The following is a 14485-nucleotide window of genomic DNA, read 5'->3' on the forward strand; positions in this document are numbered from 1 at the left end:
TCTTACACTAACCTATTATGGATATTTTAACAGAAATCGAGCAGAATTTGGTGAAATCAGGCAGTTTATTTGAAGCTGAAGTGAAATTCTTTGATCGAATAATGAACTTGTTTGGTTCACGTACCAAAAAGCGTCAAAATGCGCAGTCAATTATTCCATTCCGGCTGAACATGCTATTATGGATTGTTGGTATCTTGTTATTAGCGTTAACTATTCGACTGTTTTATCTTCAAGTTCTGCAAGGAACATCATTTAAAGCGGAAGTAAAGCGATCAGATACAACAACGCAGACGAATAATGTACAACGGGGGATGGTTTATGATTCACAAGGGAATGTTCTTGTTGGTAATCAAACTCATCAAGCCATTACCTATACTAAAGGGGCTAATGTAACTACTGATCAGCTCTATCAGATTGCTAATCGTTTAGGAAAATATGTGTCTGTTTCTAATAAAAATTCGCGCTTAACTGATCGAAATGAAGAGGATTATTACCTTGCTGATAAAGAGCGGCTTAAGAGTGTTTTGAAACATGTCAAGACTTCAGATGCCGATTCTGAAGATACTAAATATAATAAAGCTCTCGAATATTTGAGCAAGCATCCTGATTCATGGGAACTTACAGATCAGCAAAAGAATAATGCCCGAATTTATGCGGCAATGAGTGGAGCATATTCCCTTTCGACAACTTATATTAAAGAAACGGGTGTTAGTGCTAAAGAGCTTGCAGCAGTTGGAGAACACTTGAATGAAATGCCAGGGGTAAAGATTGGAACGTCTTGGACTCGTAATTACCCCCAAGGTACAGATATTCAATCGTTAACAGGAACTGTCTCAACTACTGGTTTACCAAGTGATGAAGTTAACTCATTGCTTGCTCAAGGATATTCTCGAAATGATAGCGTTGGACAAAGTTATCTGGAAAAACAGTTCCAATCAACTTTAGCTGGTTCGAAGTCACAAACTGAAGTTACTACTAACGGAAATGATGTAACTAAAGAAAAGACTAAGTACCCTGGTAAGAAGGGTGATAACCTTGTATTAACGATTAATTCAAAATTCCAAAAGCAAGTTCAATCGATTTTGAAAAACAATTACTCAGCTGCCGGAAACCAGTATTCCACTGGGGTATATGCAGTAGTAATGAATCCAAATACCGGTGCAATTTATGCGATGGCAGGAATTGACCGTGACCCAGCAACAGGTAAAGAAACCCCTGATGAAATTGGTGCTATCAACCACCCAATTACGATGGGTTCAGTTGTAAAGCCGGCGATGGTCATGGGGGCATTAATGGATGGTGTAATTACGCCAACAAATAATACCTTAACCGATATGCCAATTAAGCTTGCCGGAACTTCATCTAAGGGATCATGGTTTAACCATGGTGGATCAGCAAATATGGCAATTAATGCAGCAACGGCGCTCGAAGTTTCTTCCAACTCTTATATGATGCAACTACTCATGAAAGAAGCAGGAATGAAATATACACCAAATGCGCAAATTACGATGAAGCCAAGTATTTTTGCTAAAGCGCGAGGTTACTTCAACATGTTTGGACTAGGGGTTAAAACTGGAATCGACTTGCCTGGTGAAACAAGCGGTTATACAGGACCTGCTGACCAAAAGCATATCGGTTCAGCACTTGACTTGTCATATGGTAACTATGATGGTTATACTTTGATTCAACTTGCCCAATATATGTCTACTATTGCTAACGGTGGTACCCGGATGCGCCCATACATTGTTAAAGAAATCCGTGGTACGAAAGCCAATGGTCAACTTGGTGCCGTTGAATATACAACAAAGCCCCAAGTTCAATTAACCATTCCTGCTTCTAAAGCTGACTTTGATGTCGTTAAACAAGGGCTTTATCAAGTGGTTCATGGTTCTAACCGTTATGTTACTGGTAAACCGTTGGCATCTGTTAAACCATCAGTATCTGGTAAGACAGGGACTGCCGAAACCTACTACAAGTCGCACTCAACAACTACGCTAAGTTTTGCTGGATTTGCGCCATCTGATAATCCACAAGTTGTAGTTGCTTTGGCTATTCCAGGAGCTTCAAATTCCGATGGTGGTGCCAACCTGACAATGGCAAAACAAATTTTTGAAGCCTACTGGAAGACTGTTCAGAGTCCTAAGGGTTTCGGTGACTAAATGCGTGTCAACATTACACTTGAATGTACTTCATGCCACGAACGGACTTACTTAACTAGCAAGAACCGTCGTCACAACCCAGATCGTCTTGAATTAAACAAGTACTGTCCACGGGAACAAAAGGTTACATTACATCGGGAAACTAAGTAAATGGCTTATTCAAAGAAAGAGTTACGACAAGCATATATTGCGCGCCTTCAACAATTAGATTTAAACACCCGTCTTTACGAAGAGCGAAAGTTAGCATCTTTGCTATATGATCAACCTGAATGGACAGGGGCTAAAACAATTGCTGTTACTTTAAGTCAATCTTTTGAAATTGATACTGCACCTATTATCCTTCATGCGCGTCATAAGGGCCAGCAGATTGTTGTTCCACGGACGTTGCCCCATCGTCAAATGGAATTTGTTGAATTAAATGAGGATACCGATTTCGACGAGACGTCTTTTGGTATTTTAGAGCCACATGATGGCAAAGTTTATTCTCCAGATGAGATTGATTTGATGGTTGTTCCTGGAGTAGCCTTTACCGCATCTGGTAACAGGTTGGGCTTTGGCGGCGGTTATTATGATCGTTACCTAAAAAACTATAAGGGCCCTAAAGTTTCAATGGCATTGACAACGCAACTGGCTGAAGAAAGCGAATGGGAACCAGAAGAATTCGATCAGCGAATAGATAAAGTGTTGTATTTACCGGGGATATAGATGCGGACACAGGGACTAAGATTGGCGCCCGTGACGCTTACCTTAATAATTTTTCAGGTATTAGTTTATTGCTGGTTAGTTTATGCAGGTGGCTCAACTAATACAGTAACCCTCCTGAATATGGGTGCTCGTAGTACGCCCTTAATCAGGGAAGGTGAATGGTGGCGTTTAGTATCACCTGTGTTCCTTCATGTTGGTTTATCACACTTAGTAGTCAATAGCGTTACGCTTTTATATATTGGCCGTTACATTGAAGAGTTTTTCGGTCATTGGCGAATGGTAATTATATACTTTGTCAGCGCGTTTTTTGGTAATCCTACCAGCGCGGTCTTCATGCCATCGACAGTTTCAGCTGGTGCTAGTACTGCTATTTTTGGATTATTTGGCGCATTTTTAATGTTGGGTGTTTGCTTTCACCATAATGTTATTGTTCGCGTCTTAAGTCGTACTTTTTTGTGTTATTTGTTATTATTAATATTGTGAATGGATTTTTTCCTGTCAGGAGTTGACTTGGTAGGACACATTGGCGGCCTATTTGATGGCTTTTTCATTGCATTTATTGTTGGTGCTCCCATGTTAGGAACTGTTGATTACCTGAAACGGTTGTTAAGTGGAGCTGTATTAACGGTAAGTTTGGTAATTTTGACTCTAGAATTGAAGTGAATGGCTATTGAGCTCGATAACCTCTATCAATCAGGAGTTGTAGATAACTCAACTTATACAAAAGCAAAGATTGTCTTGCGTAAAGAACATCGTGAAGAACAAACGAGAATTAAAAGGGGTAAACTGTATTAAATGGCTAAGAAATTAATTGGTGTTGACCTTGGTGGTACTACTATCAAGTTTGCAATTTTAACGGAGAACGGTGAGATTCAACAAAAGTGGTCTTTGCGGACTAACATTTTGGATGATGGTTCACACATTGTGCCAGACATCATTAACTCAATTAATCACCACCTTGATTTATATAAAATGTCTCGAGACCAATTTATTGGAATCGGAATGGGAACTCCCGGAACAATTGATCGTGAAAAGGGAACTGTTATTGGTGCCTACAACTTAAACTGGAAGACAACTCAAAATGTTAAAGAAGAGATTGAACAAGGCACTGGGATGCAATTTGCTCTTGATAACGATGCTAACGTTGCTGCACTTGGTGAACGTTGGAAGGGCGCTGGTAATGAAGGTGACGATGTTGCATTTATTACTTTAGGTACCGGTGTTGGTGGTGGACTTATCTCCAATGGTAAGCTTATCCACGGTGTCGTTGGTGCCGGTGGTGAAGTTGGTCACATGATTGTTAAGCCAGATGGATACCTTTGTACTTGTGGAAACCATGGATGTCTTGAACAATACGCATCCGCTACTGGAATTGTTCATATCGCTCAAGATAAGGCGGAAGAATATGAAGGTAACAGTCGTTTGAAGGCAATGATTGATAACGGTGACGAAATTACAGCCAAGATTGTTTTTGACCTTGCTAAGGAAAATGATTATCTTGCTAATACTGTTGTTGATGAAGTTTGCTTCTACCTCGGTTTAGCAACTGCCAACTTAAGTAACGCATTGAACCCTGAATACCTTGTTATCGGTGGTGGAGTTTCCGCAGCTGGTGAATTCCTTTTGAAGCGGGTAAAGCAAAACTTTGAAAAATTTGCCTTCCCAACAGTTCGGACTTCAACTCAATTGAAGTTAGCTGAATTAGGTAATGATGCTGGTGTTATCGGTGCTGCTTCATTAGCTCGTCAGTTTGTAAACGCAGATTAAATGATTCTTAATGCAGTCATTATAATCATCTTGTTAGTATGGATTTTTAGCTGGGCATTTCAGACTTACCGTCGAAAGAGATATGCAACTGTCCTTAGTCAAGATGACTTTAAGCAAGGAATGCGAAAAGCACAGGTTATTGACTTGCGACAAGAAAATGATTTTAAACAAGGTCACATTCTTGGTGCACGTAACTTGCCTTATCCATATCTTCGTCAACAATATGGCGAATTGCGGAAGGACTTGCCGGTTTACTTATATGATGAAGGAATGACATTAAGTACCCAGGCCGCTGCATTTTTAGGTAAGCATGGGTATAACCACCTTTATATCTTAAAAGATGGTTATCGTGCGTGGGATGGTAAAACTAAGAAGTCCAAGTATTAAATGAAACAATTAGCAAAAGGTATTTTAGTTGGTAGTTTAGCAACAGTTGCTGCCATTGCTAGCGGGGTTCTCACTTTCCATAAAACTGTCATTAAGCCAGCGGAAGAAGAAGAAGAAAAGTTTGATCAAAACCGTCGAGCTGCTATCCGTAAGGGCCGCTCAGCACACCAACTTTAAATGAATAAAGTAATCGCAATTGTCGGTCCAACCGCTGTAGGAAAAACTGCACTATCAATAAAACTGGCACATGAATTTGATGGGGAAGTAATTTCTGGTGATTCGATGCAAGTTTATCGCCGCCTTGATATTGGAACGGCAAAAGTTACTCCCGAAGAAATGGGGGATGTGCCGCACCATCTCATTGATATCTGCAATATTGAAGAGCGTTTTTCTGCAGCCCGTTTTAAGAAACTTGCTGACCAAAAAATAGACGAAATAGCTCAACGTAATCATTTACCGATTATTGCAGGCGGAACTGGATTTTATCTTCAAACCTTAACAGATAATCTAGCATTGGGAAGTGACCAGTTTGACCAACAAACACTTGAAATTCGTAACCATTGGAAAAGAGTTGCTGAGGAAAAGGGAGCCGAGTACGTTTGGGAGCAATTAAACGACTTGGATCCGGTAGCTAGTACTCGGATCCCCAAATCTAATACTCGCCGGGTTATTCGGGCTTTAGAGGTAATTAAGAAAACGGGTCAATTATTTTCCAACCAACCACAGTTCAAAGCAACAAATGATTTTCTCTTGATTGGCCTGACTACTGCTCGTCCTGTTTTATATGATCGGATTAATAAGCGAGTCGATTTGATGATTCAAAACGGCTTGTTAGAAGAAGCAAAATGGTTATTTGATCAAGGAGGAGAAAATCTGCCAGCAGGTAAAGGAATTGGGTACCATGAATTATTTCCTTATTTTTGTGGCGAGATTAGCCTAGCTGAGGCAGTTGAAAAAATTAAGCAGGATTCTCGCCATTATGCTAAAAGGCAGTTGACGTGGTTTAGAAATAAGGCTGATACTCACTGGTTTGATATTTTGCGTCATCCCGATGATATTAATCAAATTAAGCAGTTTATAAATGATTGGTTAAAAAAATAAATGGGTAAACACGTATTTACAAAAGATGAAGTTCGCCAAATGGTAAAGGATGAAGATATTCATTTCTTACGAGTTATGTTTACTGACTTATTAGGAACGATTAAGAGCGTTGACTTACCAGTTAGTCAGTTAGATAAATTGATGGATAACAAAATTATGTTTGATGGTTCTTCAATTGATGGATTTGTTCGGATTGAAGAAAGTGACATGTATCTTTACCCAGATATGTCCACTTGGCTTGCATTCCCTTGGGGTGCTGAACACGGGAAGGTTGCGCGGGTAATCTGCAGTGTTTACAAGACTGATGGTACTCCATTTGAAGGTGACCCCCGTAACAACTTAAAGCGGGTTCTTGAAGATATGCGGAAGATGGGCTTCAAAGACTTTAACATTGGACCTGAGCCAGAATTCTTCCTCTTCAAGACTGATGAAAAGGGTAACCCAACTACCAATCTTAACGATAAGGAAAATTACTTTGACATGGAACCAGCAGATCCTGGTGAAGATTGCCGTCGTGACATCGTCTTAGCTCTTGAAAAGATGGGCTTTGATGTTGAAGCTGCTCACCATGAAGTTGCTCCTGGTCAGCATGAAGTTGACTTCAAGTACTCAGATGCTTTAGAAGCCGCTGATAACATCCAAACATTTAAGTTCGTTGTTAAAACAATTGCTAAGAAGTATGGTTTCCATGCCACCTTTATGCCTAAGCCGCTTTCTGGTATTAATGGTTCAGGAATGCACCTCAACATGTCATTGTTTAGTCAAGATGGCACTAACGCCTTCTTTGATGAAAATGATAAAGATAAGCTTTCCGCAACTGCTTACCATTTCTTGGGCGGTTTGATGAAGCATGCACGAAGCTACACTGCAATTTGCAACCCAATCGTCAACTCTTATAAGCGATTGGTTCCAGGTTATGAAGCCCCGGTTTATGTTGCTTGGTCAACTTCTAACCGGTCACCACTTGTGCGAATTCCGAGTGATCGTGGAATGGGAACACGACTTGAGTTACGGTCAGCAGATCCATCAGCTAACCCATATCTTGCAATCGCTGCTGTTCTTGAAGCTGGTTTAGATGGTTTACGCAACAACTTACCACCAATTCATAATGTTGATGAAAACATCTATACGATGACGAAAGCAGAACGAGCTGAAAAAGATATTCATGATTTACCAGATACTTTACACAATGCATTAAAGTCTTTGGCTAACGATGAGGTTATCAAGAGTTCAATGGGTGAACACCTCTATAACAACTTTATGGAAGCCAAGACTCGTGAATATGCTTCATATCGTCAACACGTTTCTGACTGGGAACGGCAACACTATATGGAACAATACTAAATGGATCAAAAGGTCAGAGTTCGATATGCACCTAGCCCAACAGGTTTCTTACATATCGGAAATGCTCAATCAGCATTATTTAATTATTTATTTGCACGTCACTTCGATGGAACGATGGTATTACGGATTGAAGATACCGATACCAAGCGGAACGTTGAAGATGGTGAAGCTAGCCAACGTGAAAATCTTCACTGGTTAGGAATTGACTGGGATGAAGGTCCAAATAAGCCAAATCCAAAGTATGCCCCTTACCGTCAAAGTGAACGGAATAAAGAAGGTATTTACCACAAATACATTCAAGAATTATTAGACAAGGGCATTGCATACAAGGATTACTCAACAGAGGAAGAATTAGCTGAAATGCGTGAACGGCAAAAGGCTAACAATGAACCTCCTCATTATGATGGTCGTTGGTATGGCAAGAGTGAAGAAGAACAAAAGGCTGCTGAAGCAAAGGGATTGAAGCCAACTATTCGTTTCCACTTCCCTAAAGACCATGATTACGAATGGGACGATATTGCACGTGGTCATGTTTCATTTAACTCTGACAACCTTGGTGGTGATTTCATCATTGAAAAGAGTGATGGAATGCCAACATATAACTTTGCCGTAGTAGTTGATGACCATACCATGGACATTACCCATGTTTTGCGTGGTGCTGATCACATTTCAAATACGCCAAAGCAAATTGCTATTTATGAAGCATTAGGCTGGGATCACCCAACTTTCTGCCACATTCCATTGATCTTTAATCCAAAGACTCGCAAGAAGTTAAGTAAGCGTGATAAAGATACCCTTCAATTCATTAGTGAATACAAGAAGCACGGTTACCTTCACGAAGCAATCTTTAACTTTATTGCATTCTTAGGTTGGTCTCCAGTTGGCGAACGTGAAATCTACTCTAAAGAAGAGTTGATTAAGGTGTACGATCCAAAACGGATGTCAAAGGCACCAGCATACTTCGATCAAAAGAAACTTGATTGGATGAATGCTCAATACATTAAGAGTATGTCGATCGATAAATTAACTGATCGGACAATGGAATTAATTAAGGAAGGCGAAACTGAAGAAGCTAAGCGCCTTCAAAGTATTCCAGAAGATCAATTGACTGAATTGCTTAAGAAGACAATTAAAGTTCACCAACGGGATATTAATAAGCTTCTTGAAGTTATTCAATATGCATGGTCATACTACACGGTTCTTGACCAATCATTCAACTATGATTTGCTTAAGGACAACGAAGACTTCGCTAATGAAGATGTTTTAGCTGTTCTTAAGGGCTTAAAGGCTAAACTTGAAAACGGTGGCGATGACCTTGATTACAGTCAAGCTATTAAGGAAGTGGGTAAGGACACTGGTATTAAGGGTCGTGGTTTATACTTCCCATTAAACCTTGCCTTTACTGGTTCAACTTCTGCACCACAAATCTATGAAATTATGGATATTTATTCACGTGATACAGATATTGAATTGCTTGACCGGATGATCAAAGCATTTGAAAACTAAATGCGGAAGATCTTAAATGATGTTCCAACGTTAAAAGTATTTGATTTTTCCCAATACGTTTCAAAAATTCCAGGAATTATTAAGTTTACAATTGGTGAACCTGATTTTGACACACCAGAATATGTTAAAAGGTCCGGAATTGAGAGCATTGAAAATAATCGAACTCACTATGCTCTCCAACGTGGAACAGTGGGATTGCGTCAAGCGATTGCCGATACGTTGGCTAATAAATATGGCCTTCAGTACGATCCTGCAACAGAGATTCTTGTTACAAACGGAGTAACAGAAGGGGTTTCTGTTGCAATTACTGCAATTACTAATCCGGGAGATATAATTTTAGTTCCAACGCCTACTTTTTCAATCTACACGCCTGATGTAATGATTGCGGGAGGGATGCCAGTAGAAGTAGATACATCCAAGACCGGGTTTAAACTAACGCCTGCTCTTCTTAAACAGTATCTAGATAAATATGGTGATCGAGTAAAAGGAGTTGTTTTCGTTAACCCTTCTAACCCGACTGGAATTACCTATACTCAAGCAGAAATGAATGAATTAGCAGCCTTAATTAAGGGTAAGCCAATCTTTGCAATCTGTGATGAAATTTATAGTGAATTAAACTATGACGGTGAATACTCAAGCATGGCTAAGATCATTCCAGACCAGACAATTTTGGCTAATGGTTTTTCGAAGTCCTATGCAATGACCGGGTGGCGGATTGGATACCTTTGCGCAACAGCTAAAGTAACCGATCTGCTGTTCAAGGTTCATGCATTTGCTGTGACGGATATCGCAACATTTGTCCAGGATGCTGCAGAAGCCGCTTTAAAGGCTGGGGACGAGGCAACAAAGGAAATGGACGCCCAATATATTAAACGGCGTGACTATATGTATAAGCGGCTTACAGAGATGGGCTTTGAATGTAGTCAACCAATGGGCGCATTTTATATTTTTGCCAAGATTCCACCATTCCTTGATCAGGATGACAATAAGCTAATTTATCAACTTGCTAATGAGGCCAAAGTTGCCGTAACGGCTGGATCAAACTTTGGTAAAGGTGGGGAAGGATATCTTCGCTTTAGTTATGCTACAAGTATTGAGCAAATTAAAAAGGGAATGGATCGTCTCGCGGAATTTTGTGAAAAAGAACAAAATAATGCTTAAATGGCACTTAGTAAGCAAGAACGTAAGGAAATGGCTCGTAAAGCTATGGAAAAGCGTGGCAGCAAGAAGCCAGATGGTTCTGGTTTTGCAAAGATTGATGCTGACGCCAAGAAACTGAGCGAATAAATGAGTTTAGACACAGCAATATTTGCAGGCGGGTGCTTTTGGTGCATGGTTCAGCCGTTTGATACTTATCCGGGAATTGACAAAGTTGAATCAGGTTACACGGGTGGCCATGTTGCCAATCCAACCTATGAGCAGGTATGTTCTGGAACGACAGGCCATACAGAAGCAGTAAAGATTACTTTTGACCCCGATAAAATTTCATACAAAGACTTAGTAGAGATTTATTGGCACCAAACTGATCCGACTGATGCAAGTGGCCAATTCCAAGATCGGGGAGACAATTATCGTCCTGTAATTTTCGTTAAAAATGATGAACAACGTAAAACTGCAGAAGAGTCAAAAAAGGCTTTACAGGAAAGCGGCCGTTTTGGTGATGCAAAGATTGTAACAACAATTGAGGATGCGCAGCCATTCTATCCCGCAGAAGACTATCATCAGGGCTTTTATAAGAAAGATCCGCAACGTTTTGCCTTAGAAGAAGCTGGTGGCCGACAACAATTTATTGAGAAGTATTGGAAAAACAATTAAATGAGAGACAAACAATCAATTAAGGACGATATTGTTCAACGATTAGCAACAGTTATTGATCCTGAACTTCATATCGATATTGTTAATTTGGGACTCGTTTATACAATTGATCTCGATAATGATGGAATATGTTTGATTGAAATGACGCTAACGACAATGGGATGCCCATTAACAAATGTATTGGCTGATATGGTGACTAAAGCGGTAAAAGAGGTTCCAGAGGTAAAAAACGTTGATGTGGAATTTGTCTGGGAACCAGCTTGGACGATTGATCGGATGAGCCGTTTTGCTAAATTATCGTTAGGGGTTCATTGAATGGCGAGTGTAGAAACTAATAGTGATTCACTTGATGTTACTCAAGTCATCAATCAACAAATTATTACAAAGATAAAGTATTTGCGACGCTTTAATGATGCAATTTCAAACCATCGTGATCGGGAAATCTACCAATTACTAGATAACCAACGCTATGCTAAAGAGATTGAACATCGGGAACAACAACCAAATGATAAAGGTGTAATGAACCTAGTCGATGATTTGGCTGATCAATTAAGTAATTACCTTAGTGAAAACTTAATTAAATATTTGGGTAAAACCTATCCCTTCTTTTATTATGAAGAATATCAAACTGGTCACTACCGGATTTATTTTGGTAACTGGTGGGATCGCCGTCAATTTGGTGAATTAGACGTTTTGAATGTTCGTTTTTCTTTTGACCAAACAGAATATGATAAATTACGGACGGCTTTTGAATTAGCGCGTGACAATAAACGTTACAATAGTGACCGGATTAGTAAAATCTCTAGTGAAAATGACCGTCTCCAAGATTTGATTGATCATCAACGAGAACGTGAGGAACGTAAAGAAGCCCTTCAAGAACAATTAAAAGAAATTAGTTCACGGTCTGGCATTTGGGAATCAAGTCGTAACAAGGAGAGTCGCCAGGAACTGGTTGAGCAGCTGCAAAAGTTAGAGGACCAAGAAGAAGAAGCTCGTAATGCAGCCCAAACTATTAAGGATAATGAACGCGTTGTCCTATCCTTATCAAAAGAAAATACGATTTTAAGTTATGAGCAAAAGAGCATTATCGATACTTTTGGCAGCTTTGAAGATTTCGAATTAGCTAATCGCAATTTATATGCTAATTATTTAGCCAGTTTAAATGGATCAGAAGGAAAGCAGGTGGACGACGATGAGCAATAAATGAGCAATAATCGAATCGTGACTTCTCCTAGTGAACGGGTCCAGGCTCTTTCTGATTCCTTTAAAGATGTTTTAAGCCTTGGACAAAAATATGTTGACCTTTTAGACCAGTTAGCCCAGACTAAGGATGCTAAGAATCTATTATCAGCCGCTAATAAACTAACCAAAATGGATTTGGCAAACGCGTTTATTAATTTTCCGCCACACTATAAGGCGGCTGACTATTATCTGATTTTTATGGATCGCCTATTAAAAATGCATGGGGATACAGCGGTTAATGTTGCAGAAAATGAATTAAACCATGAATTTGAAGCGACTGTTGCGGCTATTGGCGGTGAAGCTATTTTTAAATTTGAGGTCGATAGTCGGGGAGAAGCGGCTTTTACAGAGCAAAGTCAGCATGAACCACTTTTCTATCTAAGCTTAGAAGATAAATTAATGCAATTTAATAACCGCGCATTAGTAAATTATTTTATCGTTTATGCGCTTAAACAGCATACTGACCTTGAGTTACGGGATGCGGTTAAACCTCTGATTGATTTTGCTAAATACTTGCAAAAAGATCTTGATTTCACGATTGATCTAGGCATTTTAGCAACTGCAAATGATCGCCGCTTTATGTTGAATAAGCCTGAACTTCCACTGACAGTAATTGATCGTTTATTTGTTGCGACTGCTGATGAAGATTACATGTTGATGAATTTACCACGAAATAATGGGGCTGAGTTACTATTAGATCAAGGTACCAAACTTGACATTGCTTTTGACCCGGACGATTATAGTCAAGAGTGGGCCTTCTTAGTTAAAGATTCGGATGAGCAAGTTTCGTTCTTTGATGTATTGCTTCATTACGACCTGGTTCGCGAGTGGTATTTGGCAAATCGTTCCGCTCTAGCCGTGAGAACAGATCATATGGAGATTGTTGATGAAGAATCACCAGCAACGACAGAAGTAGCAGAAGACGAATCTTCAGATGAAGTATCTTCGGCAGAACCATCAGAAGATCCAACTTCTAATGAGGAAGAATAAATGTTAGATATTACTAAAATGCTTCACCAAATTATCGATTTAGAATTAAAGATTGATGATGAAAAGGAATTAATGATTGGGCCAGAAACAAGAAAGCAAACGATTTTTGTTGACCTTGACATTTCTTTATCAAATATGGCTGAAGCAGCAGGGTGGTATAAGGTAGTTAATCCTAGTGAAGTAGACAAAGAAGATTTGCTAAAATCGTATGTTGAATCAGTAGCTTTACTTTTGTTGTATAGTGCAAAGATGAAGTGGACGCATCTGGTTGTGCTAGATGATCAAGCCTGGCAACGAATTACAGATGCAAAAAGATCTACAAAGTTAGCAGACCTTAATAAATCGTATCTAGCAATTAAACACTTCTTGAGTGATGCCTATTTTAATCATCAACAAGAAAGCTTTTGGCATGCTTGGCATCTTTTGCTAAAAATGGGAATTAGTGATTGGCAGTTAACACCTGATCAAATTTCCGATGCTTACCAAGCAATGATTGACCAACATTAAATGCTACCATTTCTTATTATTGTTTTAATTTTGGTTGCGTCGGTAATTGGTGAATTTATGTTTGGCAGTCTTAGTAACAAAGAAACTGGAAAACATAGTGCAACTACCAATCGCTTACGAGATCGAAAAGCTTAAGGAGCGGTAGCTCAACTGGATAGAGCATCGGTCTTCTAAACCGAGGGTTGCGAGTTCAAGTCTCGCTCGCTCCAATGGCTGATAATAAGACAGACCCACGTGTAATTAAAACACGTAATAGTCTGCGCAAAGCTCTTGTATATCTGATGAGACGTGAAAAGCTTGAAGATATTAGCGTCCAAAAGATTACTGAAACTGCCAACATCACTCGGGGAACTTTCTATCTTCACTATAAGGATAAACAAGATTTTATTCAGTCAGCAATCCAAGAGATTATTGACGATTTCTTTAACCAAGTAATGATCGATAGTAATTTTTCGAAAGAACGGACGGTAAAGGTGTTTTCACTCCACAAAGCGTTTCAGTATATCGAAAATAACGCCGATATTTTTGATGTTCTATTAAATAATGAAAAGAATAACTTCTTTTATGAACAACTTTACAATCGGTTAGCAAATGAAATGACACACTTTAATGAGCAAGTGAATAAGAACCAACAGTTGAAGGTCCCACTTAATTTGCAGATTTCCTTTGTTGATTCAGCATTTCTGGGTTTAGTAAGTCGGTGGCTAGAAGATGGCATGATTTATACTCCACGTTACATGACACAAAGCGTGGCAAAAACGTTGAATCAGTTTAGTAGCGAGAATATTTCTTTGGTTAGTTTTTTTGATGGTGAACTAGAAGGAACTTTAGAAAAGATTTAACCCCCGCAAGCAACAATAGGCCTCCAACGTTCGGCTTTTTTGCCGGACGTTGGAGGCCATTGTTGTACTGCGTATTTCCTTTTTATGAAAGTAACTTAACTTATGTCACAGTCCTTTTTT

General features: G+C 39.4%; 18 protein-coding genes, 1 tRNA gene and 2 pseudogenes. All 21 read left to right on the forward strand.

The features are described 5' to 3' along the window. Window positions 1–101: 101 nt before the first annotated feature. The 21 genes and pseudogenes from HHK02_RS03925 (at window position 102) to HHK02_RS04015 (ending at window position 14365) form a co-directional block, all read left to right on the forward strand. Entirely contained in the window at window positions 102–2159 is a 2058-nt protein-coding gene (locus HHK02_RS03925) for a peptidoglycan D,D-transpeptidase FtsI family protein (protein ID WP_181462900.1), read from the forward strand. Then, the gene (gene rpmG, locus HHK02_RS03930; RefSeq protein WP_003664049.1) at window positions 2160–2309 is read left to right on the forward strand and encodes a 50S ribosomal protein L33; all 150 of its coding nucleotides are present in this window, start codon (window positions 2160–2162) and stop codon (window positions 2307–2309) included. Further along, window positions 2310–2864, forward strand: a complete 555-nt coding sequence (locus HHK02_RS03935; RefSeq protein WP_003672475.1) for a 5-formyltetrahydrofolate cyclo-ligase — start codon at window positions 2310–2312, stop codon at window positions 2862–2864. Then, window positions 2865–3527, forward strand: a pseudogene (locus HHK02_RS03940) (rhomboid family intramembrane serine protease). Continuing rightward, a pseudogene (locus tag HHK02_RS03945) lies at window positions 3528–3659 on the forward strand (YqgQ family protein); the annotation flags it as partial. It abuts the pseudogene before it with no gap. Continuing rightward, entirely contained in the window at window positions 3660–4631 is a 972-nt protein-coding gene (locus HHK02_RS03950) for an ROK family glucokinase (protein WP_003675699.1), read from the forward strand. Further along, window positions 4632–5018, forward strand: coding sequence for a rhodanese-like domain-containing protein (locus HHK02_RS03955; protein WP_181462787.1), 387 nt, complete (start codon window positions 4632–4634; stop codon window positions 5016–5018). It begins immediately after the preceding gene. Continuing rightward, the gene (locus HHK02_RS03960) at window positions 5019–5195 is read left to right on the forward strand and encodes a DUF3042 family protein (RefSeq protein ID WP_003664039.1); all 177 of its coding nucleotides are present in this window, start codon (window positions 5019–5021) and stop codon (window positions 5193–5195) included. Then, window positions 5196–6119 (forward strand): tRNA (adenosine(37)-N6)-dimethylallyltransferase MiaA, encoded by a 924-nt coding sequence (miaA, locus tag HHK02_RS03965; protein ID WP_181462788.1) that lies wholly within the window; start codon window positions 5196–5198, stop codon window positions 6117–6119. Further along, window positions 6120–7463 (forward strand): type I glutamate--ammonia ligase, encoded by a 1344-nt coding sequence (glnA, locus tag HHK02_RS03970; protein WP_181462789.1) that lies wholly within the window; start codon window positions 6120–6122, stop codon window positions 7461–7463. Then, window positions 7464–8969, forward strand: a complete 1506-nt coding sequence (gene gltX, locus HHK02_RS03975) for a glutamate--tRNA ligase (RefSeq protein ID WP_003672488.1) — start codon at window positions 7464–7466, stop codon at window positions 8967–8969. Then, window positions 8970–10130: an aminotransferase class I/II-fold pyridoxal phosphate-dependent enzyme gene (locus tag HHK02_RS03980; RefSeq protein ID WP_181462790.1), complete on the forward strand. Its 1161-nt coding sequence runs from the start codon at window positions 8970–8972 to the stop codon at window positions 10128–10130. It begins immediately after the preceding gene. Then, entirely contained in the window at window positions 10131–10256 is a 126-nt protein-coding gene (locus HHK02_RS12870) for a hypothetical protein (protein WP_003664033.1), read from the forward strand. After that, window positions 10257–10784, forward strand: a complete 528-nt coding sequence (gene msrA, locus HHK02_RS03985; RefSeq protein ID WP_065533092.1) for a peptide-methionine (S)-S-oxide reductase MsrA — start codon at window positions 10257–10259, stop codon at window positions 10782–10784. Continuing rightward, window positions 10785–11099 carry a metal-sulfur cluster assembly factor gene (locus HHK02_RS03990; protein ID WP_003672498.1) on the forward strand — a complete coding sequence of 105 codons (315 nt, stop codon included), beginning with the start codon at window positions 10785–10787 and terminating at the stop codon, window positions 11097–11099. Beyond that, the gene (locus HHK02_RS03995; RefSeq protein ID WP_003672501.1) at window positions 11100–11987 is read left to right on the forward strand and encodes a hypothetical protein; all 888 of its coding nucleotides are present in this window, start codon (window positions 11100–11102) and stop codon (window positions 11985–11987) included. Continuing rightward, window positions 11988–13016, forward strand: a complete 1029-nt coding sequence (locus tag HHK02_RS04000) for a hypothetical protein (RefSeq protein ID WP_098039749.1) — start codon at window positions 11988–11990, stop codon at window positions 13014–13016. Next, window positions 13017–13523: a hypothetical protein gene (locus tag HHK02_RS04005; RefSeq protein WP_003672505.1), complete on the forward strand. Its 507-nt coding sequence runs from the start codon at window positions 13017–13019 to the stop codon at window positions 13521–13523. Then, window positions 13524–13658 (forward strand): hypothetical protein, encoded by a 135-nt coding sequence (locus HHK02_RS12875; protein WP_269204225.1) that lies wholly within the window; start codon window positions 13524–13526, stop codon window positions 13656–13658. It begins immediately after the preceding gene. Further along, window positions 13659–13732 (forward strand) — tRNA-Arg (locus HHK02_RS04010). Then, complete coding sequence (locus tag HHK02_RS04015; RefSeq protein ID WP_181462791.1) at window positions 13733–14365, forward strand: TetR/AcrR family transcriptional regulator; 633 nt, start codon at window positions 13733–13735, stop codon at window positions 14363–14365. The last annotated feature ends 120 nt before the right edge of the window (window positions 14366–14485 follow it).

Origin of the sequence: Limosilactobacillus reuteri, assembly GCF_013694365.1 — a bacterium.
Classification (GTDB): Bacteria; Bacillota; Bacilli; order Lactobacillales; family Lactobacillaceae; genus Limosilactobacillus; species Limosilactobacillus reuteri_E.